This is a genomic window from Kaistia sp. 32K (genome assembly GCF_016629525.1).
Taxonomy (GTDB): Bacteria; Pseudomonadota; Alphaproteobacteria; order Rhizobiales; family Kaistiaceae; genus Kaistia.
This window is the reverse complement of sequence record NZ_AP024269.1, coordinates 1,081,618-1,105,051: the sequence shown is the minus strand read 5'-3', so window position 1 is coordinate 1,105,051 and position 23,434 is coordinate 1,081,618. Positions and strand designations below refer to the sequence as shown.

Genomic DNA, 23,434 nt, shown 5'->3' with positions numbered 1-23,434 from the left:
AGCGTGCTCATCGTGCCCTCTGCCCTCTCATGCTTCGAGCAGGCGGAGCGCGGAGATCTGGCTCGTCAGGCGGGCCGGCCCGTCCACCAGCACGCCGCTCGGATCGATCAGCCCGACCTCACGCAGCCATCGCTCGAATTCCGGCGCGGGCGGCCGGTTGAGCGTCTCGCGGCAATAGACGGCATCGTGATGCGACAAGGACTGGTAGTTCAGCATGATGTCGTCGGAACCGGGCACGGTGATGACGAAGTTGACATTCGCCGCACAGAGCAACGTCAACAGCATATCCATGTCTTCTTGATCGGCATCAGCATGGTTGGTGTAGCAAACATCGACACCCATCGGCAGGCCCATCAGCTTGGCGCAGAAGTGATCCTCCAGTCCGGCGCGGATGATCTGTTTGCCATTGAACAGATATTCCGGCCCGATGAAGCCAACGACGGTGTTGACGAGCAGCGGTGAGAACTGCCGCGCCACCGCATAGGCGCGCACTTCCATCGTCTGCTGGTCGATGCCGAAATGCGCGTCGGCCGAGAGCGCCGCCCCCTGCCCCGTCTCGAAATACATGAGATTGGCATCCGGCGGCCCGCGCTTGAGCGAGCGCACGGCCTCATGCGCCTCCCGCAGCGTGGCGAGGCTGACCCCGAACCCGTCATTGGCCTTCTGCGAGCCGGCGATCGACTGGAAGACGAGATCGACGGGCGCGCCTTTCTCGATCGCCCGGATCGCCGTCGTCACATGGCCCAGGCAACAGGTCTGGGTCGGGATCGCCAGCCGCGCGCGCAATTCGTCCAGCAGCGTGACGATGCGGATATAGTCCTCCGTCGCATCGGTCGCCGGATTGACGCCGATCACCGCATCGCCCGAGCCCATCAGCAAGCCGTCGATGGCGGAAGCGGCAATCCCGAAGGTATCGTCGGTCGGGTGGTTCGGCTGGTTGCGGGTCGACAGCCGGCCCCTGAGCCCGATCGTCGAGCGAAAGCGCGTCACGACCTCGCGCTTGGAGGCGACCGAGATCAGATCCTGCACCCGCATGATCTTGGAGACGGCGGCGACCATTTCCGGCGTCAACCCGAAGGTGACGGCTTCCAGCTGCCCCTGCCCGGTTTCGGGCTTCAGCAGCCATTCCCGGAATTCGCCCACCGTGAGCGAGGCGATGGGCGAAAACGCCTCGGCGTCATGCTGCTCGGCAATCAGCCGCGACACCTCGTCTTCGTCGGACGGGATCAGTTCCTCGGCCAAAAACGCCTTCAACGGCAGATCGGCCAGCGCCATCTGCGCCGCCAACCGCTCGACCGGGCCGTCCGCCGCGACGCCGGCCAACTGGTCGCCCGACCGCTCCGGCGTCGCCTTCGCCATCAACTGCTTCAAGTCGTCGAAACGGAAGACCGTCTGCTCGATCGTCGTCTGATAGGCCATGGGATTGGATCACCGGTTGAGGAAGCTTAGCGCTTCGTCGTGAAGCTGCGGTGACGCCGAGGCCAGCACCCGGCCTTCCGAATGAATGGAAAGCGCGTTTCCTTGCCAATCCGTGATGCAGCCGCCGGCGCCCCGCACGACCGGCACCAGGGCCATGTAGTCATAGGGCTGCAGAGCCGTCTCGAGGACGAGATCGCAATGTCCGGATGCCAGCAGACCGTAGATATAGCAATCTCCGCCGAAACGGCGCATTCGCGCCGCGGCCGAGAGGGCGCTGTAAAGCTCGATTTCGCCGCCTGAAAACATGTCGGGTGAGGTCGTATAGAAGCGGGCGTCGGCGAGGGCTTCGCAGCCGCTCGTCCGGGCGACCGCCCCTGCGAAAGCCGTCCCTCCCGGACCGCCCTCCCAACGCTCGCCGGTTGCCGGTATGTCGATCAGCCCGCAGAAAGGCTTGCTGTCATGGGTCAGCGAGATCAGCGTGCCGAAGAGCGGAAACCCGGTAATGAAGCTCTTCGTCCCGTCGATCGGATCGAGAACCCAGGTGAAAGCATTGCCTTCCTTCACGCCCATCTCCTCGCCGTAGATGCCGTGCTCGGGAAAACGTGCCTCGATCCTCTCCCGCAGATGCCTCTCGATCGCCCGGTCCGCGATCGTCACCGGGCTTTCGTCGAGCTTCGAGATGATTTCGAGCGGCGTGCGGAAGTAAGACAGGGCGAGTGGCCGCGCCGCGTCGGCAAGCTCGGCCGCGAACGCGGCATAGGTATCGGCTTCCGCCGGGCTGATATCGACTTCAGGCATTACAGTGCTTTCAGGAACAGCGGCCAGCGGGGATCGCCAATGATCGAGCGGGCGCGCATGTGTTTCCAGATTCCGTATTTGTAGAAATCGAAATCCAGCGTCGAAATCCGGTTCTGGACCATCGACCAGGTGCTCCACTTGATGTCCGCGAGCGCCTTATGGACTATGAGACGGGCGTGCAGGCCCTTGTCGTAGCGACCGAAATATTCCTCGATAATCGCGCGCTCGACGTCTTCGGAGTAGAAGACTTCGCTACTCCAGATCGCCAGATCGTAAAGACGTTCGTTGTTCGAGGCGTATTCGAAATCGATCAGCTTGATCGTCTTGTCCTCGCCGATCAGGAAATTCCCCGGCATGGGATCGTTGAAGCACGGCACGAGATCCAGGCCCGAGGCCTCCAGCGCCTCGCGCGCCTGTCGGTAGGATCGATAAAGCCAGCCATGGTCGAGCGGCCAGTAGCCGCCCAGTTCGCGAACCTGCGCATAGTGCTCCTCGATCATGTCGAAGACGGTCTTCGTCAACGGCAGCGCGGGAGCCGCGTGGAACTGGCGGTAGATGCGGACCGCCTCGTCGCGGATCGCCGGGTCGGCAAAGTCGTGGTGCGTCGAGGGCCGGCGACCGTCGATGAATTCGGCGATCTCGATACCGAAATGGTCGAGATAGTCAAAGGTTCGCGGGCCCACTCCGATCGCCTCTGCCTGTTTGCTCGCGGCCGCGGCGGCCTTGCGGTCGATGAACATTTCCGTGCCACGACCGGGTATCTTCAGGAAATAGCCGAGGTCGTCGCCTTCGACCTCGATGCGGAAATTCGTGTTGCTGATGCCGCCTGAGACCGGACTGTATCGCAGGCGGCGCCCTTTCCAGGCTTCCACCTGGACGATGGCAGCCTCGACCGCGCGCTCGGCATCGGACCTGGCCATTCCCACTTCGTTCATGTCGTTCGTTCCGGTTTATCGGTGCGTTCAGAGAGTGCGCAGCCGCCCTTCGAAGTCCGGGTGACCCAGCAGCATCCGGCAGCGAAGGAAGCGCCAGCCGGCATATTTCAGGAACTCGACGCCGCGCCGCGGCGAGCGCAATTCGAGCACGAGACTGCGCAGCGCCCAGTAGAGATCGTCAGCCGCCGCATAGGCCCGGCAACGGTTGAAGGCCCTCTCCGAGAACGCACCGTCATGCATTTCCAGCAACGGCTTCATCTGGCTGTCGAACTGGTAGAGTTCGTTCATCTGCGCCCCGAGCTGGTAGTAGGGATCGACGTCTCCGGCCATGTCGAAATCGACGAGTTGCATCGCGCCATCGGGGCCGAGCATGACGTTGGAAGAATGCGGGTCGCCATGCGCCGGCTTGAGATCCACGCCCGAGGCCTCGATTGCCTCCCGGATCGACGCCATCCAGGCGAGCATCCAGTCCACATCATCCGGCAGGTCGACATCGTCGCCGAGGATCTGCCGGAGCTGCGCGACACCGTCGAAGACGGACCATGGGCGACCGAAGGGCTCTCCCTGACCGATCGCCTTTTGCATCGCGATCAGGCGGGTCACCCGCGCCTCGGGAATGAGGTCGTCGATCCGGGCCGCCCGCCAGCCTTCGCCCAGTCGGGCAAAGAGCATGCTGCCCGTCCCGGGATCGTGGCCCATTACCTCGGGTGAGAACCCCAGCGCATGAAGGCGCCTCGCTGCGGCAAAGGCGGTCTCGCCGTCCGCCAGATCGGCAACTTCCTCAAGCCCGAGGCGGAGGAAATGCGTCGCCTCCGCGCCGGCCGGGGCCACGGCGAAGGTCCGGGATTCGACGGCGTGATAGGAGGGCGACGCCACCGCCGGCATCGCCGGCTCGTATGTCGCCGCGCCCGTGTTCACGACGGAGAAGGCGGCAAGCGCCTGCTCCGCGCGCGCCTCCAGAGAAGTCTCGGGAGACCCCAGGGCTTTCATGCGACAGCCTCGCTGCGCTCGACTTCCTGGAGCCCTTCGCAGGCGATCCGGTAGAGCATGTCCGCGAGGACCTGCGTTCCGAACGCCTGGTCCTCCGGCGAGGTATATTCGGTCGGATGATGGATGACGCCATCCCGGCTCGGGACGGCGATCACCACGGACGGACAGACGCCCGACATGGCGACCGCGTCATGGCCACCGATGGTCGCGAGGTGCCGGGCCGTCTCGCCGCGACCGGCCGCGGCCCTCTCCGCGAGCTCGATCAGGCCGCGCGCGAACGTCCCGGCCTTGCGGCGATCGATCGAGCGGACCTCGAAGCCGACGCCGGCCTTCAGCGCCGCCTCCTCGATCCGGGCCTTCAGCTTGCGCTCGGCTTCCGCGAGGATTTCCGGCGAACCGGAGCGCAGCTCGATGAAGAGCACCGCCTCCGCCGGCACGACGTTCGGCGAATTGGGATAGACTTCGAGGCGGCCGACCGAGGTGTGCAGGTCGAGACCATGCTCGCCCGCGATCTGCTTGAGGTCGCCGATGAGATAGGCCGCGGCGAGCAGGGCATCCTTGCGGATCGCCATGGGCGTCGGACCGGTGTGCGCCTGCAGCCCGAGAAACGCGAGGCGATATTTGGTGGCGCCCCAGAAGCCGGTGAAGATGCCGAACTTCTCGCCGGCATCCTCGAGCGTCGAACTGCCCTCGACATGCAGTTCGATCAGGGCGTCGGGAATGGCCACCTTGTCCGTGCCGGCATAGCCGATCGCATCGAGCGACTCGCGCACGGAAATGCCGTCGCCATCCCGGCGATCGAGCGCCCAGTCGAGCTCGGCGGCGCCGGAGAAGACGCTGCTGCCGAGAAGGCTGGGCTGGAAGCGCGCGCCCTCCTCGTTCGTCCAGTTGACGACCTGGAAATTGCAGGCCGAGAGGCGGTTTTCTGCCTTCAGGCGCTCCGAGACCGCGAGGATCGCCTCGCAGGCGGCGACGACGCCAAAGGCACCGTCGAAACGGCCGCCGTTCGGCTGGCTGTCGATATGCGAGCCGACCATGACGACAGGCGCGTTGGCGCCGGCAAGCGTCATCTTGCCGAACTGGTTGCCGATGGCGTCGATGGCCTGCTCGAAGCCGTTGGCGGAAAACCACCGGCCGAGCCAATCCCGCGCCATGCCGTCTTCCTGGCTGAGCGTGAGGCGCGTCATCGAGCCGTCAGGGCCGCCGCCGAAGGTAGAAACCGCCTCCATCATTTCCTGGAGGCGTTCGGCGTCGATCGGGGCTTGGGAGGAAGAAGAGACGTCAGGCATGGATGATTTCCACGTTCGATTGGTTGAATTGGTCCGAGAATTCCTTGGCGATCACGCCGCTCGTCACGACGGCGTCGACCTCGTCGAGCCCGAGGGTATGGATCGAGCCCAGCCGGCCGAATTTTGAGCTGTCGGCGACGATGACGGATCGTTTCGATTGTGCCTGGGCGATGCGACGAAGGACGGCTTCGTCCTCGCCGAAATCCATGAAGCCGCGCTCGATATGGACGGCGCAGATGGCGATGATCGCGAGATCGAAGAAGTGCTCCTTCATCGCCGCGACGGTCTCGTGACCGTAGGTCGCCTGATATTCGGGTCGCATCCGTCCGCCCAGAACGCGAACCCCCGCCTGCGGAAAGTTGAAGAAATGCGCGGCGATCGCGAGCGAATTGCTCACGACGGTAATGTCCTTGCGGGCCTCCAGATGCTTCAGGCATGCGAGCGTCGTCGTGCCGGTGTCGATGAACACCTTCATGCCGTCTTGCACGAGCGCGGCGGCCGCCTCGCCAATCCTGGCCTTCTCCCTGGCGCCGACGCGCAGACGATCGGCGAATGGCTGATCGCTCTCCTGCTGGTTGATCACCGCCCCGCCATAGAGACGTCGGGCGTACCCCCGAAGCTCCAACTCCCTGAGGTCACGTCTTATCGATTCCTGGCTGACGCCAAGCTGCGTCACGAGCTCGTTCACGTAGACGCGCTGCTTCTGCTTCAGCTCTTCCAGAATAATATTGAGACGATGTTCCGTAAAACTCATAAGTATTACCTTGTATTGAAACCAATCCCCGGCCCCTGCGGGGTCAGAGCCATCGTCAGACAGGTGCTATATTTCTGGCAACGTCTTTTGGATGGCTCGTTGGTGCTTCAACGAGATGGCAGGCGGCGAAGTCCTGGCTGCCGCGAACGGTCAGGATCGGGTGCACGCTGCCGCATTCCTCGATGGCGCGCGGACAGCGCGACTTGAAGCTGCACCCTGCGGGGATGTTGATCGGGCTCGGTGGCTCGCCTTCCAGCAGGCAATCTTCCGGCCAGTAGCGCCGCGTCTCGAGTGTCGGCATCGCACTGAGCAGCGCCATCGTGTAGGGGTGGCCGGGATCGAAGAACAGCCGTTCATTGTCGGCCAGTTCGAAGACCTCGCCCAGATACATTACCGCAACCCGGTTGCAGACCTTTCGAACCATGGCGAGGTCGTGCGAGATGAAGATGTAGGTGAGGTCGTATTCCTTCTGCAGCTTCTGGAAGAGATCGAGCAGCTTGAACTGCTCCGTCTGGTCGAGCGCCGAAAGCGTCTCGTCCATGATGAGGATTTCCGGCTCCAGAACCAGCGCGCGCGCCACGTTGACGCGCTGGCGCTGACCGGCACTGAGGCCCAGCGGCAGCTCCTCGTAGAGCTGCTCCGGCAGCCCGACCTCGCCCATGACCTTCAGCACGCGCCGGCGGATCTCGGCGCTGTCTTTCCAGCCATGGGTGCGCAGCGGCCCTTCCAGCATCTTACCGATCGACGTGCGGGGCGGGAGCGAGCCGAACGGATCCTGCAGCACCATCTGCAGCTTCTTGCGGAACGACAGAAGCGACTTGCCGGAAAGGGTCGCGATATCCTGGTCCCCGCACAGGATCTGGCCGGAGCTCGGCAATTCGAGCCGGCTGAGAAGCCGCATCAGGGTCGACTTGCCGCAACCGGACTCGCCGACGATCGCGAAACTGTCGCCGCGCCTTATATCGAAGGTGACGTCGCGGACGGCGCGCACCTGGTTGAAGCCGCCGAGCCCGGTCTTCTTCTTGACCTTGTAGATCTGCGAGGCGTCGCGCAGGCTCAGGACCACGTCGCGTTTCTCGTTGAGGCGCGGCAGTTCGGTCTTCTCGATCCAGATCTTCGGGGTCTGGGCAACCAGCTCCCGCGTGTAGGCAGAGGCCGGCGCGGCGATGAGGCGCTCCGTCTCCTGCTCCTCGACGATACGTCCCTCATCCATCACGAGGATCCGCCCACAGGCCTCCCGCGCGACGGGAAGTGACGAGGTCACGAAAAGGACGGCGGTGTCGAAGCTCTCGGTCAGCTCCTTCATCAGGCGGATGACCTGCGCGGCCACCGTCACGTCGAGCGGCTGGGTAACGTTGTCAGCGACGAGAAGCGCGGGATTGGTGACGAGCGCGTCGACGATCAGGGCGCGCTGCATCATGCCGCCCGAGAACTGCGAGGGGTAATCGAGGAACCGGCTGCGCGCCGACGGGATGCGCACGGCTTCCAGCAGTTCGATGGCGCGCCGTTTTGCCTCCTCCCGCGACGTGCCCGGAACGACGGCGCGCAGCTTCTCGACGATTTGGGTGCCGACAGGCAGGGTCGGATCGAGCGCGCCCATCGGGTTCGCGCCGACATAGGCGACGCGGCGGCGGAGCGTAAGCATCTCGCTCTCATGGAGATCGTAGATGTCCTTGCCCTCGAAGAGCACGGCGCCCGAGCTGAGGGCGAGCGGCGGTTCCAGCCAGTTGACGACCGCCTTGGACAGCACCGTCTTGCCGGCGCCGCTCGCTCCCACCACCCCGACGATTTCCCGCGGAGCCAGCGTCAGGGACACGTCATTCAGGATGACCCGCGCCTTTTCATTTCGGCCGGCCGATACGGTGAGATTCTTCAGTTCGAGAAGCGGCGGGTTCATCCCTCGGAACCTCCGTGGATCGTGTTGCGCGCCCGCTCCAGCGATGCGCCGACGAGATTGATGCTGGTGAGCGTAAGTCCGAGGAAGACGCCGGGCATGGTGGCGATCCACCAGGCATTCAGCAGGTACTTTCGGCCATCGGCGATGATGTTTCCGAAGGTCGGCGTCGGCGGTTGCACGCCGAGCCCGAGGAAGCCGAGCGTCGACTCGAAGATCATCATGCGCGCGACGTCCAGCACCGAGGTGAATACGACCGGAGGAAGCAGAAGCGGCACGAGGAGCGTCAGGATGACCCGCAGATCCGTCGATCCACCAAGCTTGGCTGCCCGCACATATTCGCGCTGGCGCTCGGTCATCATGATGCTGCGCATGATGCGGGCATAGACCGGCCAGTTCGACAGACCGAGGACGAGGATGATGGCGGGAATGGTCGGGCGCGACACCCCGAGCACGGCGATCGCCAAGATGATCATGGGAATGGACAGCTGGGCGTCGGTCAGGCGCATGATCAGCATATCCGTCCGGCCGCCGAAATAGCCGGCGACCGTGCCGAGCGCGCAGCCGATGGCTAGCGTCACGAAAACGGACGCCACGCCGATCAGGAAGGAATAGCGCAGGCCGACCAGCGAGCGCACGAGCATATCCCGGCCGATCTGGTCGGTGCCGAGCGGATGCGCCCAGCTCCATTTGTCCCCCAGGAAGAGAGGCGGGAGAAGTCTCGCGCGAACATCCATCTTGGTGGGATCAATGCCGCTCAGGTCCGGATAGAGCGCGGCGGCGATGACCAGGATCACGAATATGGCAAGTCCGATGCGGAAGCCGGGTGTCGATGCTGCGCGATCGAGAATTCGCCGGGAGATGGATTTGGAGGCAGTCTGCTTGACGATCGGAATATCTGCGGTCGAGGTGAGGGTCATCAGTATTCGAGCCTCGGATCGATGGTCGTCGCGGCGAGATCGACGATGATGTTGATGAGGACGAAGATCGCGCTGGTGACGATCGCAATGCCTTGGATGAGCGGGAAATCGCGCTGCAGCACGGCATTGATCGTGAGCAGGCCAAGGCCGGGATAGTCGAAGATGTATTCGACGATGATCACCCCGCCGAGAAGACTCGAGAACTGCACGCCGAGCAGGTTGAGCAAGGGCACGGAGGCGTTGCGGATCGCGTGGTTCGCGATGATCCTCGGACGGCTGAGGCCGCGGACGCGGCCGACCGATACATAGGGTTCCATCATCTGGGTCGACACGGAACTGACGAGCGTGCGGATCAGCACCGGCGAGAGTTCGACCGCCAGGACGATTGCCGGCAGGATCGTATAGCCGAAGCCCTGATAGCCGATCGCCGGCAGCCAGCCGAGTTTGACGGAGAACAGCAGCGCCAGCACGATCCCCAGCCAGAAATTGGGGAGCGATATGAAGATCGAGGAGACGTAGAACGCCACCTTGTCAGGCCAGCGGCCGATCGCCAGGCCTCCGCTAATGCCGACGATCGCCGAGAAGATCAGCGCGATCACCAGCGTGACCGCCGCGAGCTGCAGCGTCATGGGAAGCGCCTCGAAGATCAGGTCGAAGACCTTGGCCCGTTCGCCGCGGGTACTGTCATTGAAGGTCGCGCCGCCCGTCGCCGCGCCATTGGCCGGGCGAACGAAGGATTGCCCGAGGTCGCCATGGACCACGCCGCCCATATAGCGTCCGAACTGCACCAGGATGGGGTCACGCAGCCCCATATCGGTGGCGATCTTCTCGATCAGCGCTTCCGGCGCCATGCCGCCCGCCATGAGACGAACCGGATCACCGGGAACAACCCGCAAGAGCGTGAAGATCAGCAGCGACACAAGGAAGATGATGACGACGCCCTGCATCAGGCGTCGCATCAGAAAATTGACGGCGAACATTCCATCGACTCCGCGTCAAGGGCTCTGGAGAGGCCGCACGACGCCTCTAGGGCAGCGGCGCGCGGCCGATCACGGGTCAGGCGGCGGACTTCGAGGCGTCGATCGATCCGTCCGGATAGATGTAGAGGCCCTGGAATTCCTTCTGCATGGCGTGGATCATCACGGAGGTGAACAGCGAGAGCGACGGCACCTTCGAAGCGATGAGCGGCATGGTCTCGTTCTGGAGGATCTGCTGGCGCGCCTCGAGCGTCGGCGCGCTGCGCTCCTTGTCGAGGCTCGCATCGATCTCCTTGTCCTCGATGCCGCAGATGCGGTGCGAGGTCGAATGGAAATGCGCGCGCAGAACCAGGTCGGGTTCCGGCGATCCGGTCGACCAGCCGCAATCGACCATGTGGCCGGGGCCGCCGCCGGGGCGATGATAGAGCCGCTCATTCCAGGCCGCCGGCTCCAGGACGGTAAGGGTTACGGGGAACCCCTGCTCCTGGAGCATCGACGTGATCATCTCGCCGTATTCCTTCGTCTTCGGATAGAAGCCGACCGAGGTGATGTATTCGAGCGGAGGCAAGCCTTTGCCGTTCGGGAAACCGGCCTCGGCGAGCAGGGCCTGGCTCTTCTCCGGGTCGTATTTCGGGTAGTTCGGCAGGTCGACATAGCCGAACTTGACCGGCGAGACGTAGTTCGACGAGGCGTGTCCGGCCGTTCCCATCAGCTCCATGATCATGTCGCGATCGATCGCGTGGCAGGCGGCCATGCGAACGCGCTCGTCGTTGAACGGGGGCTTGGAGCAGCGGAACCAGAGATACTTGTTTTCCACCGAGACGACCTGGTTGATGTAGATCGCGGGATTATCCTTGATGGAATCGACCTGTTCCGGCTCTAGCCGCTCGACGATCGACGCCTGGCCGTTCATCAGCGAAAGCAAGCGCGTGGTGGAATCGCCGGTGAAGGTGAAGTTGATGCCCGGAATGCCCGGCTTGCCCTTGAAGTAGCCGTCATTGGCCTCGAGCACCGTGTCGTTGCCGCGCTGCGCCACGAATTTGAACGGACCGGTGCCGTTGAGGCGCTGGGACAGCGGGCCGCCCGGCCCGCCCGCGATATCCTTGGCCGACATCATCGGAAGGTAGGAGGCGAGGAAGATGAAGAGGTGCGCGGGATAGCCGCCCTTCGACGTATCGACGATGACCGTGTAATCGTCCGGCGTCTCGATCGTCAGCGTCTCGGTCGGCCCCGGATACCACTGGGCTGGGCGGTCGGTCCGCGAGCCGTACTCGAAGGTTGCCTTGACGTCCTCCGCCTTGAACGGCTTTCCGTCATGGAAAGAGATGCCTTCGCGAAGCTTGATCTGCAGGCGGTTCGGGTCGAGCAGCTTGATCTCGGTGGCAAGCTCGTAGACGACGTCGCCGGGGCTCTCGATCTTCATCGGCGTCCGCGTCAGGAAGCCCATGACGAAGCCTTCGATGTTCTTCTGGGACAGGGTCGTGTGGGCCGTCGGATCCCAATTGCCGGTGATGTTCTCGGCCGACAGGAAGGTCATGGCCTTGCCGGACTGCGCGTAGGCCGAAGAGATAAAGAAGTCGGGATTTATCTGCATCAATCCGGCTGCAGCGGCTGCGCCGGCTGCTCCCTGCAGAAAACGACGACGATTGAATTCCGAATTCATCGAGTTCCCCTTTGTCGTTCTTGAGACCGCCATGCCTGGCAAACGGTCAGAACAGCCAATTGCAAAGGGTGTGCCAGTTTGGAAAAGCCTAGACCTGGCGGGCTATGACGGGTGCATTTTGTGGGTTTTGACCGATTGATAATCGGGTGACGCCTATTTGGGCCGCCGAACGACAAGCGAAGCAGCAGGCATGGCGGCGCCAGGACGCGTCGGGCGCAGAAACATCCTGGCAAACCATGGGTCGCTTGCCTGCCGAGATGTGGCTATTGCCCCTGTCCTGCGACCGGAGATCTGGCGCGGCAAGGGCCCAAGAAACCCCGCCCCGCCGGGACGGGGAAGCAACCACAAGTCGATGATATCCTTTGGTATATCCGTCCTATTCGATTGCCTTTTCGAAGCGCCGCTTTTGGGATGGATGTACATCGATCGCCTTGATATTGGTGCGGCGTTCGGACGGCGAAGTCCTCCGACAGTCAAATGGAAACCCTGAAATGCCCAGCGACAGTAGTCGAATAAACGTGCCGCAAGGGCCATTCGGTCGGGTCTGAGAAATCGGTCTCGCCCTGACGGCCGGCGCGGCGCGTCAAGGAGTGAGACATGAACCTCGTATTCTTCGCCTCGCGGAGCGTATCCGCTCGCAACAACGCTCGCTTCTTTTCCGCGAGCGCTTTCTCCCCCAAAATCGGAGCCGCGGCCGCCGCGCCGTCCTTCCCGACGTTCCGCGCCAAATCGGCCTCGACGGACCCACGGCCGGTGGCCGTCTGGTCGGTCAATCCCGACACAGGCCGGGTCGAATGCCGGTGGACGACCGATGGTGACGAGATCGCCGAATGGCTGTCCCGCCCCTGGATCGAGCGCGCGGGCTTGATCCTCGCCGCGGTCCAGCCATCGCGCGGTGCGGGGTCGTTCCGATGACCTCGATCCTGGCCGGCACGGCGACCTCGATCGTCCTCGCGCTGATGCTCGCCTCGATCATCCTGCGCCCCCGCCTGCATCGGCTGGGGCGCAGGATCGGCACGCCCTTGCCGGGGCGACGGCAACTGCCGCCCGGCGCGCCGCAGGCCTAGCCGCGCGCGGCCTGCCGACGGCGGCCGACCTTCCCAATCGATCCTTCAACCCAACCGACCGCGCCTCGCCGCTCGGCCCGAGCTTTCCTGTCGAAAGCTCGGCGTCGTTGCCGTGACACGCGGCAGGAGATCACGCCAATGAACACTGCCGTAAAACCAGCCTCGCTGAAGGCCGAGAAGCTGGACAACCGCAAACTGTCGATGCGGGCGGTCATCGAGGCCCGCAACGACATCGACATGACGCTTGCGAACGTCGATGGCCGTCTCGACGGCCTGACCTTCGCCGAAGCCGAGAGCCGTCTTGCCGAGTCCGGACCGAACGAGGTGGCGCACGACAAGCGGCCGCACGCGCTCGTTCAATTCCTGCTGGCGTTCAAGAACCCGTTCATCGCGGTGCTGATCGTGCTGGCCGCCATCAACGCGGTCACGGACATCATCCTGCCGCTGCGCGAGGGCGAGGATGCCGACTTCACCGGGGTCACCATCATCGTCACCATGGTGATCCTGAGCGCCCTGCTTCGCTTCTGGCAGGAATACCGCTCCGGCAAGGCCGCCGATTCACTGAAGGCGATGGTGCGGACCACGGCTACCGTGGTGCGCCGCGCAACCGCGACGTCGCGACCGGAAATCCGCGAAGTCCCGATGGCGCAGATCGTGGCGGGCGACATCGTGCGGCTTTCGGCCGGCGACATGATCCCGGCCGACGTTCGCCTCGTCGAGTCGCGCGACCTGTTCGTCAGCCAGGCAGCGCTGACCGGCGAGGCGCTGCCCGTCGAGAAGTACGACACGCTGGGGGCCGTCGCCGAAAAGTCGGCAGCCGCCATCGCCGACGACCAGGCCGGCCTGCTCGATCTGCCCAGCATCTGCTTCATGGGCACGAACGTGGTCTCCGGTACCGCCACGGCTGTCGTGGTGGCAACCGGCACGCGAACCTATTTCGGCTCGCTGGCCAAGGCGATTGTCGGGTCGCGGGCGGAAACGGCGTTCGACCGCGGCGTCAACAGCGTGAGCTGGCTTTTGATCCGCTTCATGCTGGTGATGGTGCCGATCGTCTTCCTGATCAACGGGCTGACCAAGGGCGACTGGATGGAGGCCCTTCTGTTCGCGCTGGCGGTCGCCGTCGGCCTGACGCCGGAAATGCTGCCGATGATCGTCTCGTCCAACCTCGCCAAGGGCGCGGTGGCCATGGCGCGGCGCAAGGTCGTGGTGAAGCGCCTCAACGCCATCCAGAATTTCGGCGCGATGGACGTGCTGTGCACCGACAAGACCGGCACGCTGACCCAGGACAAGATCATCCTGGAGCATCATGTCGATGTCGAGGGCAAGCGCGACGGCAGCGTGCTCCGGCTCGCCTGGCTCAACAGCCATCACCAGAGCGGCATCAAGAACCTGATGGACCAGGCCGTGGTCCAGTTCGCCGAGCGGTCGCCCGAGGTCCTGCATTCCGCGATGGCCTATCGCAAGGTCGACGAACTGCCCTTCGATTTCGTCCGGCGGCGGCTGTCGGTCGTGGTCGAGGACGGCAAGGGAAGCCAGCTGCTCGTTTGCAAGGGCGCGGTGGAGGAGATGCTGTCGATCTCGACGCGCGTCCGGGACGGCGATGCCACGCGCGATCTCGGCGATGCCGAGCGCGAGCGGCTGGCCGCCATGGCGCGGGCCTACAACGCCGAGGGCTTCCGCGTTCTGGTGCTGGCCACGCGCGACATTCCGGATGTGGAGTCCAAGGCTCGCTACACCATCAGCGACGAGAGGGATCTCGTCGTCCAGGGCTTCGTCACCTTCCTCGATCCGCCCAAGGAGACGGCCGGGCCGGCCATCGCCGCTCTCGCCGCCCATGGCGTGACGGTCAAGGTGCTGACCGGCGACAACGAGGTCGTCACCACGAAGATCTGCCGCGAGGTCGGGCTGGAGCCAGGCATCCCGCTTCTGGGCCGGGAGATCGAGAAGCTCGACGACGACGCGCTCCGCGTCGCGGTCGAGGAACGGACGATCTTCGCCAAGCTGACGCCATTGCAGAAGTCGCGCGTGCTGAAGGCGCTGCAGGCCAACGGCCATACGGTCGGCTTCCTGGGCGACGGCATCAACGACGCCCCGGCGCTCCGCGATGCCGATGTCGGCATCTCGGTCGACAGCGGCACGGACATCGCCAAGGAATCGGCCGACATCATCCTTCTGGAAAAGAGCCTGATGGTCCTGGAGGAAGGCGTCATCAAGGGACGCGAGACCTTCGGCAACATCATCAAGTACCTGAACATGACCGCGAGCTCGAACTTCGGCAACGTGTTCTCGGTGCTGGTCGCGAGCGCCTTCATTCCCTTCCTGCCGATGCTGGCGATCCATCTCCTCATCCAGAATTTGATGTACGACATCTCGCAGCTGTCGCTGCCCTGGGACCGGATGGACGAGGAGTTCCTGAAGAAGCCGCGCAAGTGGGACGCCAGGAACATCGGCCGCTTCATGATCTGGATCGGACCGACGTCGTCGATCTTCGACATCACGACTTTCGCGCTGATGTGGTTCGTCTTCGCGGCCAACACGCCCGAGCACCAGTCGCTGTTCCAGTCGGGCTGGTTCATCGAGGGCCTGCTGTCGCAGACGCTGGTGGTGCACATGCTGCGCACCCAGAGGATCCCGTTCATCCAGAGCACGGCGGCGCTGCCGGTGATGCTGATGACCGGGCTCGTCTGCGTCCTCGGCATCTACATCCCCTTCTCGCCGCTCGGCGCGATGGTCGGCCTGCAGCCGCTGCCGTGGGAATACTTCCCCTGGCTGGCCGGAACGCTGCTCAGCTACTGCCTCGTCGCCCAGACCATGAAGACTTTCTACACCCGCCGCTTCCGCCAGTGGCTGTGATCGGCTGACCGGAAACAAACGCGATGGCGGGCGGCGATCGTCGCCGCCCGCCATCGCCAATCCCACGAAAATCCTGAAGGGTCAAAGGAGACCTGCCATGCGCGATGCCCCGTTCGCTCTGGCGTTCGTCAATACCTCCGCGTCGTCGCCGGCGCCGCGTCGCACGCCCCCGCCCTACCGACCGGCTGCGGAGCCATCCCGCAAGCGTCCCAAGGGCTTTCTGGCGCGCATGCGCTGCCGCATCGAGCGGTGGTTGTGCTGGCTGATGGCAGCCGCTTCGCACAGGCTGTTCGAGGTGACGATGAAGTTGGCCCGAAGCGGCTTTCTCAGCCGCGCCGAGGTGGGCCTGCTCTTCCGCTGGGCCAATCGCCTGAACCGGGCCTCGATAAGGCTTCTCCGCAAAGGAAGTTGGTAGCAGGCGAAGATGGACGTGAATTGGGAAAGTCTCGTGCCGACGGTGGCCGCTCTGGGCAGCGCGTTTCTCCTGGGCGGCCTGATCGGTTTCGAGCGGCAATTGCATCAGCGGATGGCCGGGTTGCGCACCAACACGCTGGTCGCACTCGGGGCATCGATGTTCGTGGTCTTCGCCGGCCTTTTCCCGGGGGATGCCAGTCCGACCCGCGTCGCGGCACAGGTCGTTTCGGGGATCGGCTTCCTCGGCGCGGGCATCATCTTCAAGGAAGGATTGAACGTCCGGGGGCTCAATACCGCGGCCACCCTGTGGTGTTCCGCGGCGATCGGCACGCTTTGCGGCGCCGGCTTCTTCTTCCATGCGGCCATCGCCACAGCATTTGTGATCGCGGTGAATGGCCTGCTCCGACCGCTGGTTCGCCTGCTGGACCGGCAGGCGATCGGCCAAAGCGAAGGCGACAACAGCTATGCCATCAGCATCATCTGCCATGGCGAGGCGGAAGCCCATGTCCGGGCCCTGCTCCTGCGCGACCTTGGCGACCGGCTCCACATCCGCGAACTGGAGAGCACCAATATCGAGGAAACCGATCGCGTCGAGGTCTGCGCCTCGATCTACGCCGACGACCGGCAGCATCGTCTTCTCGAGCAGATCATCGGCCGGCTCAGCCTGGAACCGCGCATCACCTCGGCACGCTGGCGCATCGCAGGCGCTTAGAGGCTAGTATCGGCCGTCATGCTGCAGGAAGCTTGGATGGAAACGGATCGTCGCTGGGACGTGAGGCATCCGGGGTGACTTTTCGAAAGGCCGGGCCATGCTGAGGAAGGCGGTATCACGAGTCCCCGCGATTTCGCGGTCGACGGTCGTGCTTGCCATGTTGATCGCCCTCATGACGGTGATTTTCGTCGTCGATACGGTGACCGACTACGCCGTCGCGGCGGCTGTCCTCTACACGGCGGTCCTGCTGATCGCGACGCAATTTCTCTCGGTCCGCACGGTCGTGATCCTGACGGGCGCCAGCGTCCTGCTGACCCTTGTGAGCTTCGAGCTCACCCGTTCCGGCGCCTATGAGGTCGGCATCATCAACACGACCATCAGCGTGGTGGTCATCGGGGTGACGGCCTATCTGGGCCTGAAGCTGAAATCCGCGGAACAATCGGCCCATGAGGCGCGCGAACGGTTGTTGCGGATGGCCCGGCTGACGACACTCGGCCAGTTGACGACCTCGATCGCGCATGAGGTCAGCCAGCCGCTCGGGGCTATTGCCACCAGCGCCAGCGCGTGCAGCCGCTGGCTGGCGCAGGAACCGCCCAATGTGGAGAAAGCCCTGGCGGCGGTCGAGCGGATAGCGGGCGACGCGAACCGCGCCAGCGATATCCTCGCCCGCGTGCGCGGCATGGCGAGAAGCGAGGCGCCGCGCAAGGCCGAATTCGATTTCAACCAGGCGGTCCGCGAGGTTCTGGAGCTGTCGCAAGGCGACATGACCCGAACCGGCGCGGAAGTCTCCCTGTCGCTGGCCGAAGGGCTGCCGGCGGCATTCGCGGATCGGGTCCAGATCCAGCAGGTCGTCGGCAATCTGGTGTTGAACGCCATGGAGGCCGCATCGGCCCTCCCCGACCGCACGCTCCGGCTCGCGATCGCGAGCGAACTGGAACCTGCAGGAAAGATCCGGTTCTCGATCTCGGACAACGGACCCGGACTCTCGTCCGAGACGGCGCAGCATCTGTTCGACGCCTTCTGGACGACGAAGGAGCGGGGCTTCGGCCTCGGCCTGACCATCAGCCGCGCGATCGTGGAGAACAATGGCGGACACATCTGGACGCAACCGGTCGCAGGCGGCCCGGGCGTGATTTTCCTCTTCAACGTGAAGGCGACGGGAGCGGCGGCATGACGATATCGAACCCTCCCCGCCCCGTCGTCTATATCATCGACGATGATCGCTCGATGCGGGTGTCGCTCGAGGATCTCTTCGCCTCGGTTGCCTTGCAGGCCGTCGCCTTTTCCTCTGTTCGCGAGTTCCTCGACCACGCGCGCACGACGGGTCCGGCCTGCCTCGTTCTCGACGTCCGGATGCCCGAGCAGAGCGGGACGGATTTCCACCTTCAGATGGAGAGCCTCGACATCCGGATTCCCGTCGTTTTCATCACCGGCCACGGTGATATCGCCATGGGCGTCAAGGCGATCAAGGACGGGGCCGTCGACTTTCTGACGAAGCCGTTCCGCGATCACGATCTGCTCGACGCGGTGCAGATTGCCATCGCCCGGGATCAGCAGAGGCTGGATCAGGCACGGATTTCCTCGGAACTTCAACGACGTTGGGAAAACCTCAACGCCGGCGAGCGCGACGTGCTCAATCGGGTCGTCCGGGGGCTCCTGAACAAGCAGATCGCCTCTGAACTCGGCGTCAAGGAAGTCACGGTGAAGGTTCGCAGGGCGCGGGTGATGCAGAAGATGCAGGCCGGTTCGCTTGCCGAGCTGGTTCGCATGGCGGACCAACTCAAGCTCGATGCAGCGAACACCGGAGTGGACGGCGCGCATTCGCAGAGTGAAAGAACCCATGGTTGACGTCGCGACCAATTGCGGCCGGCGAGTCTCCACTCACAGCACGTCTATTGCAGGAGCGCCTGCGCTGTCGGGGCATCCGTCGCCAGCGCGTTGATCAGCCCACCCCGGAGCGCCGCGTCGATCGCCTCGCGCTTCCCTGAGCCGAGCGCGGCGCCGAACCGGAGCTCGATCTTCGCCAGATCGTCGAGCGCGATCGCAATGGTGCGGTCGTCGAAGGCGGAGCGGATGGGAGAGCCGTTCTTGTCGTAGAAGCGGGCGCAGATCGAGCCGACAGCGCCTTTCGCCTTGATCGCGTCGATCTCGGCGGGGTCAATCATGCCGTGGCTGAACACGGCGGCCTGCGGTGTCATCGCGCCGACGCCGACAACGGCGATCGAGGCGCGGTTCATCTTTTCGAAGACCGAGCGAACAAGCCCCATGCCGAGAAGCGAGCGGGCCGCCTCGACGTCCTCGACGACGGCGGGCGCCGGCAACTGCCACGCCCTACCGCCGACATTCGCCGCGAAGAGCCGGCCGATCTCGGTCGAATAGGTATGGACCTGGGCCGCGCCCAGGCCGCCGATCATCGAAACAACATCGACATCGTCGGACTTGCCCCGGCGGACCGCCGCGGCGAGGGCCGCGACCGTCTCGCCATCGGAGACGCCGATGATGGTTCCGCTCGTCAGCCTGTCCTCGATCGCATTGGCGAGCGCGCGCGGCAGCAGGCCGAACGGCCCTCCGGTTTCCCGGTTCTGGACGACGACGGCGGCGGCGAGGCCGAACCGCTGGATCAGCTGGTGCTCCAGTTCGGCATCACGCCAGCCCGATGCGGTCACCTGGACCTCGACGAATCCGAGATCCATCGCCGTCCGCAACACGCGGCTCACCGTCGATTCCGAAATGGCGAGCGTCTGGGCGATCTCGGCGGGGCTGAGCCGCTGATCGTACCGCATGCGCGCCACCTTCAGGATCGTTTCGACGTCACGGCGAGCGCGAGACATTCAGGCTCCTTTACGCACTAAGCTGGATCGATGATGCCGCCGGTTTGGCCGGGAACGCCACCTCAATGTATTCGCAGAACCAGTGGATCAGAAAGAGATGCACCTCCTGGATGCGCCCGGTATCCGCCGAGGCCACGATCAGGGGGTGATCAGCCAGCGCGGCCGCGTCGCCGCCGGACCGGCCGAGCAGCGCGATGCTCTCGATCGCCATCTCGCGCGCGGCGCTCAGCGCGGCGATGATGTTGGACGACGTGCCGCTGGTCGAGAGGCAGAGAAGCAGATCCCCCGGCTGGGCCAGCGCTCGCAACGGCCGCGCAAAAACGTCATCCCAGGTGAAATCATTGGCGATGCAAGTCATCTGGCCGACGTCGCCGCCGAGATAGATAGCCGGCAGCGGCTGCCGGTTCGAGCGGTAGCGACCGACGAGTTCGGTCACAAGATGCTGCCCTTCGGCCGCGCTGCCGCCATTGCCGCATACCAGAACGCGGCCACCCCGACGCAGGGTCGAGACGATCGACTGCGCCGCGCGCTCGATGTCCGGCTCCATGCGGGTCAAGCCTTCGAAGGCTCGCGTCGCGTCGCCGATCCTAGTCTGCAAGATCATCAATTCTGCTCCTTGTGCAGCGCCGAGGCTGCAACCGAGAGGGCGGCCATGTCGCCGATCCCGTCACCGAGTTCGCAATGCAGGAGGCGGCAGTTCGCGGCCAGCGCCGGCAGCGCCTCCCTGGCGAGTTCATCTTTCGCGGCGTCGAGGAAGTCCGGCCCGAGCCGGCTTGCGAGATTGCCGAGGACGATGGCCTCGGGTGCGAGCAGGTCGACCAGCAGCGCCAGTCCGCGCCCCAGCGCACGGCCCGCCTCGGCAATCACCGCGATCGCCATCGCATCGCCGCTCCGCGCCCGGCCGCCGAGCTCTGCCGTGTCCAGCAGCTCGTCGAACTGACCGGGCTTCAGGAAGCGGGCCAGCGCCGGCAGGCCGGCGCCGCTCGCCCAGCCCTCATAGGAGCCACGCTTGCCATAGATCAGCGGCCCGTCCTCATGCACCCGCCAATGGCCGACCTCGCCGGCCAGGTTGCCGCGCCCGCGCAGGATCCGGCCGCCGGCGATGATGCCGGCGCCGAGGCCGGTGCCCAGCGTCAGGAAGACCATGTCGCGCGTGCCGCGGCCGGCGCCGTAGCGCCATTCCGCCAGCGCGCACGCCTTGGCGTCGTGCTCGATCCGGGCCGGCACGCCGAAGCGTTCGGCGAGCCGCGCCGCGAGCGGCACGGCATCCCATCCGGGCAGGTTGGGCGGGCCGAGAACCATCCCCGCCTCGGCATCGACCGGTCCGCCGACAGACACGCCGATCGCCGCGATGCCCGGAAACCGGTCGCGCATCGTCTGCGCATGACTCTCGATATCACCGAGCATCGGTTCCAGCCCACGCTCGGCCAGCGAGGCGAACTGGAACCGCTCGACAATCTTCCCGTCGGGCGAGCCGACAACGATGGCGGTCTTGGTGCCACCGATGTCGATGCCGAGCAGGTTCGGCGTATCAGCGCTCAAGACCGTCGATCTCCGTGAGAACGGCGCCGTCGAGCCGCGCCGAGACGATGCCGCGCGGAGCGATGTCGACGGACGCGCCATCGACGCGGAGCGTGCCGCCCTCCCCGTCAAGCTCGATCGCCCGCAGGACCGTGGCGTCACTGTCCTCAGCGATCTTGAGCGCGATCACAGCGCCCGCCTCGCCCTGGACGTCGAGCCACTGGCCCGTGTGCGGCTTGCTGCCGCCACGGCTGACATGCGGCGTCGCGACCGGCGGCTTCAGCAGTTCGTCGGCAAGCCGCATCGCCTCGGAGCGGGACGCCTCGGCGCCGGCATGGATGCGGATCGCGAAGACCTGCTCGCCCTGGTCGAGATAGCGATAGACGGCGCCGGGCTCGAGCTTGATCGGATCGTGGTGGGCGTAGACCGGGGCGCGGGTCGCCGAGATGTAGAGCGTGCCGTCCTTGGCGGCGTAGCTGTACTTCGCGTCGTTGATCAGCGTCACCGTCACGCCGTCGCGGACGGCACGGACCCAGCGATGGCCGAAGACTTCCTTGCCGTCGTCGGGCCGTTCGGTCCAGCCGGCCGGCACCTCATATTCGAAGCGTGAGCCAGCCAGCGGATAGGCGATCCGGAACAGCTTGTGCTTCTCGTGCCAGTCGAGACGAACGCGCAGGTCGACCGGCAGGTCCGCCTGCTCCGGCAGGATGACCGTCGTCGCGAAGCGGCTGACGCCGACGCGGGTGATGATCTCGACGGCGCGGCGAAGCTTGCCTTCCTCGAGCAGGTTGAGCGCCTCGAGCGTCGCGGTCTCGCCGTCGAAGGCGAAACGGTCGATGCCGTGGCTCCAGGTATCGGTCGGATCGTCGATCAGGATCCCCTGATGCGCCGGGCCGGTGAACACGGAGAGGCCGCTCGCCTTGTTGACCAGCTTGACGATGGCGCCGGTCGCACGGTCGATGGCCAGGTGCCAGCCGGCCGTCTCGACGACGAGGTTGTCGATCGAAAGCGCGCGGCCGAAATGCACGCTCGGCGCGGCGAGACCCTCGTCCCGCTTGGCGAAACGCAGCACCCGGTAGCCGAAGCCCGGAATGGCGACGCGGAAGGCGATCCGCTGCAGGCCGGTCGTCTTGCCTTCGGGGCTGATGTACTGGAACGGGACCAGCTCGCCCTGCTCGTCGATCAAAAGCCGCGGCGACTTGGCGTCGAAATCGGTCCACGGCTCGACTTCATAGAGCCCGTCGAACGAGCCTGGATTGAAGTTGGCGATCAGGAACGTCGCGTCCGTCGGGTCCACCGGCGGCAGCACGGTCCGCGACAGGTGGCGCAGGCTCGCATTGATGATCAGGTCCGAGTCCGCGAGGATCGCCGCGAAGTCATGCGCCGACTCCTCACAGGCGCTCTCGATCGACGTGCCGCCCAGCGTGTCGTGGAACTGGTTGAACATCAGCTTGCGCCAGAGCTCGGTCAGCGCGGCGCGCGGATAGGGCACGCCTGCCTCGCGGAACGCCAGCGTGGCGGCCGCCTCGGCCTGGTTGAGACGCGCCTCGGCGCGACGGTTCAGCGCCTTCAACTCCGCCGCGACGGCATAGCAGCCGATGGCGTGGAACTGCAGCTCGGTGTCGACCTCGACCAGGTTCCGGTCGCGAACTTCGGTGAAGTAGCGGTTCGGATCGCTGAAATCGACGTCGACACCGTTCGCCTTCTGCGCCTCGATCCGGGCGATGTTATCCTTGGTCGGGCCGCCGCCGTGATTGCCGACACCGTAGAAGCACATGAAGGGATGCCCCTCCTCCTCGGTGAGCTTCTGGTGGTAGGCGATCTTGTCGTCGACGCTCATGTTGCGCGGCGAGGTGTGGTAGGCGATCTGGATGCGGAAGGTCGGCACCCGCGAGCCGTCCGGCGACACCCAGTCGAACAGGTTCGAAGGCAGCTCCATCTCGTGCGGACCCGGCCGCATGAAGACATAGCTGTCGGAACCGGTATGCCGGAGCAGCATCGGGAAGGTGGCGGCATGACCAAAGGAGTCGACGTTGTAGCCAACCGGCACATCGATACCGAACTTCTCCTTGAAGTAGCGCTTGCCGTAGAGGGCCTGGCGGATGATCGCCTCACCCGAGGGCAGGTTGCAGTCCGGCTGGATCCACCAGCCGTTGACGACGACCCAGCGGCCCTCGGCGATATAGTGGCGGATACGCTCGAACAGCGGCAGATCGAACTCCTCGATCCACGCATAGACCTGCGCCTCGCCGCGGGTAAAGACGAAGTCCTGCCCCTCGTCCAGGCGGTCGATCGCCGCCCAGCACGTGCCGATGGCCTCGGCGCAGCCCTCCGTCCAGCGCCAGAGCCAGACCGGATCGAGATGCGCGTTGCCGATCATGTGCAGCATAGTATTCC

21 protein-coding genes are annotated in these 23,434 nt (G+C 64.9%); 7 read left to right on the top strand and 14 right to left on the bottom strand.

The features are described from left to right. Positions 1–27 precede the first annotated feature (27 nt). From K32_RS04800 to K32_RS04755, 10 genes are all read right to left on the bottom strand, one after another. Positions 28–1,419 carry an ethanolamine ammonia-lyase subunit EutB gene (locus K32_RS04800; protein ID WP_201402943.1) on the bottom strand — a complete coding sequence of 464 codons (1,392 nt, stop codon included), beginning with the start codon at positions 1,417–1,419 and terminating at the stop codon, positions 28–30. 9 nt (positions 1,420–1,428) lie between these two features. After that, a complete protein-coding gene (hisN, locus tag K32_RS04795) occupies positions 1,429–2,217 on the bottom strand; it encodes a histidinol-phosphatase (protein WP_201402942.1) in 789 nt (262 codons plus the stop codon). Continuing rightward, positions 2,217–3,152: a phosphotransferase gene (locus K32_RS04790; protein ID WP_201402941.1), complete on the bottom strand. Its 936-nt coding sequence runs from the start codon at positions 3,150–3,152 to the stop codon at positions 2,217–2,219. Before K32_RS04790 ends, hisN begins: the two co-directional genes overlap by 1 nt. Positions 3,153–3,179: 27 nt before the next feature. After that, positions 3,180–4,142: a phosphotransferase gene (locus K32_RS04785; protein WP_201402940.1), complete on the bottom strand. Its 963-nt coding sequence runs from the start codon at positions 4,140–4,142 to the stop codon at positions 3,180–3,182. Continuing rightward, positions 4,139–5,431 (bottom strand): Zn-dependent hydrolase, encoded by a 1,293-nt coding sequence (locus tag K32_RS04780; protein WP_201402939.1) that lies wholly within the window; start codon positions 5,429–5,431, stop codon positions 4,139–4,141. Before K32_RS04780 ends, K32_RS04785 begins: the two co-directional genes overlap by 4 nt. Continuing rightward, positions 5,424–6,185, bottom strand: a complete 762-nt coding sequence (locus K32_RS04775) for a DeoR/GlpR family DNA-binding transcription regulator (protein ID WP_201402938.1) — start codon at positions 6,183–6,185, stop codon at positions 5,424–5,426. Before K32_RS04775 ends, K32_RS04780 begins: the two co-directional genes overlap by 8 nt. 55 nt (positions 6,186–6,240) lie before the next feature. Next, positions 6,241–8,082: an ABC transporter ATP-binding protein gene (locus K32_RS04770; RefSeq protein WP_201402937.1), complete on the bottom strand. Its 1,842-nt coding sequence runs from the start codon at positions 8,080–8,082 to the stop codon at positions 6,241–6,243. Next, a complete protein-coding gene (locus K32_RS04765) occupies positions 8,079–8,999 on the bottom strand; it encodes an ABC transporter permease (protein WP_201402936.1) in 921 nt (306 codons plus the stop codon). The genes K32_RS04770 and K32_RS04765 overlap by 4 nt, the downstream gene beginning before the upstream one ends. Further along, positions 8,999–9,979: an ABC transporter permease gene (locus tag K32_RS04760; RefSeq protein ID WP_201402935.1), complete on the bottom strand. Its 981-nt coding sequence runs from the start codon at positions 9,977–9,979 to the stop codon at positions 8,999–9,001. Before K32_RS04760 ends, K32_RS04765 begins: the two co-directional genes overlap by 1 nt. 76 nt (positions 9,980–10,055) lie before the next feature. Continuing rightward, on the bottom strand, positions 10,056–11,639 hold the full coding sequence (locus K32_RS04755) for an ABC transporter substrate-binding protein (protein ID WP_201402934.1): 1,584 nt from the start codon (positions 11,637–11,639) through the stop codon (positions 10,056–10,058). A gap of 597 nt (positions 11,640–12,236) precedes the next feature. Here K32_RS04755 and K32_RS04750 point away from each other — a divergent pair. The 7 genes from K32_RS04750 to K32_RS04720 all read left to right on the top strand — a co-directional run bounded on the left by K32_RS04750 (position 12,237) and on the right by K32_RS04720 (position 18,533). After that, positions 12,237–12,554, top strand: a complete 318-nt coding sequence (locus tag K32_RS04750) for a hypothetical protein (protein WP_201402933.1) — start codon at positions 12,237–12,239, stop codon at positions 12,552–12,554. Then, positions 12,551–12,706: a hypothetical protein gene (locus tag K32_RS04745; RefSeq protein ID WP_201402932.1), complete on the top strand. Its 156-nt coding sequence runs from the start codon at positions 12,551–12,553 to the stop codon at positions 12,704–12,706. The genes K32_RS04750 and K32_RS04745 overlap by 4 nt, the downstream gene beginning before the upstream one ends. A gap of 138 nt (positions 12,707–12,844) precedes the next feature. Continuing rightward, on the top strand, positions 12,845–15,559 hold the full coding sequence (gene mgtA, locus K32_RS04740) for a magnesium-translocating P-type ATPase (RefSeq protein WP_201402931.1): 2,715 nt from the start codon (positions 12,845–12,847) through the stop codon (positions 15,557–15,559). Between the two features lie 97 nt (positions 15,560–15,656). Continuing rightward, entirely contained in the window at positions 15,657–15,974 is a 318-nt protein-coding gene (locus tag K32_RS04735) for a hypothetical protein (RefSeq protein ID WP_201402930.1), read from the top strand. A 9-nt stretch (positions 15,975–15,983) separates the two neighbouring features. Further along, positions 15,984–16,685, top strand: coding sequence for an MgtC/SapB family protein (locus K32_RS04730; RefSeq protein ID WP_201402929.1), 702 nt, complete (start codon positions 15,984–15,986; stop codon positions 16,683–16,685). Between the two features lie 97 nt (positions 16,686–16,782). After that, a complete protein-coding gene (locus tag K32_RS04725) occupies positions 16,783–17,859 on the top strand; it encodes a sensor histidine kinase (protein ID WP_201402928.1) in 1,077 nt (358 codons plus the stop codon). Beyond that, positions 17,856–18,533 (top strand): response regulator transcription factor, encoded by a 678-nt coding sequence (locus tag K32_RS04720; RefSeq protein ID WP_201402927.1) that lies wholly within the window; start codon positions 17,856–17,858, stop codon positions 18,531–18,533. Before K32_RS04725 ends, K32_RS04720 begins: the two co-directional genes overlap by 4 nt. Before the next feature lie 44 nt (positions 18,534–18,577). Here the strand turns inward: K32_RS04720 and K32_RS04715 are convergent, their stop codons facing one another. From K32_RS04715 to K32_RS04700, 4 genes are read right to left on the bottom strand one after another with little or no spacing between them, the layout of a single operon-like run. Next, positions 18,578–19,516: a sugar-binding transcriptional regulator gene (locus K32_RS04715; protein ID WP_201402926.1), complete on the bottom strand. Its 939-nt coding sequence runs from the start codon at positions 19,514–19,516 to the stop codon at positions 18,578–18,580. A gap of 10 nt (positions 19,517–19,526) precedes the next feature. Then, the gene (locus K32_RS04710) at positions 19,527–20,120 is read right to left on the bottom strand and encodes an SIS domain-containing protein (protein ID WP_244669960.1); all 594 of its coding nucleotides are present in this window, start codon (positions 20,118–20,120) and stop codon (positions 19,527–19,529) included. Continuing rightward, on the bottom strand, positions 20,120–21,058 hold the full coding sequence (locus K32_RS04705; RefSeq protein ID WP_201402924.1) for an ROK family protein: 939 nt from the start codon (positions 21,056–21,058) through the stop codon (positions 20,120–20,122). The genes K32_RS04710 and K32_RS04705 overlap by 1 nt, the downstream gene beginning before the upstream one ends. Next, entirely contained in the window at positions 21,048–23,426 is a 2,379-nt protein-coding gene (locus K32_RS04700; RefSeq protein ID WP_201402923.1) for an alpha-mannosidase, read from the bottom strand. Before K32_RS04700 ends, K32_RS04705 begins: the two co-directional genes overlap by 11 nt. Positions 23,427–23,434: the final 8 nt, after the last annotated feature.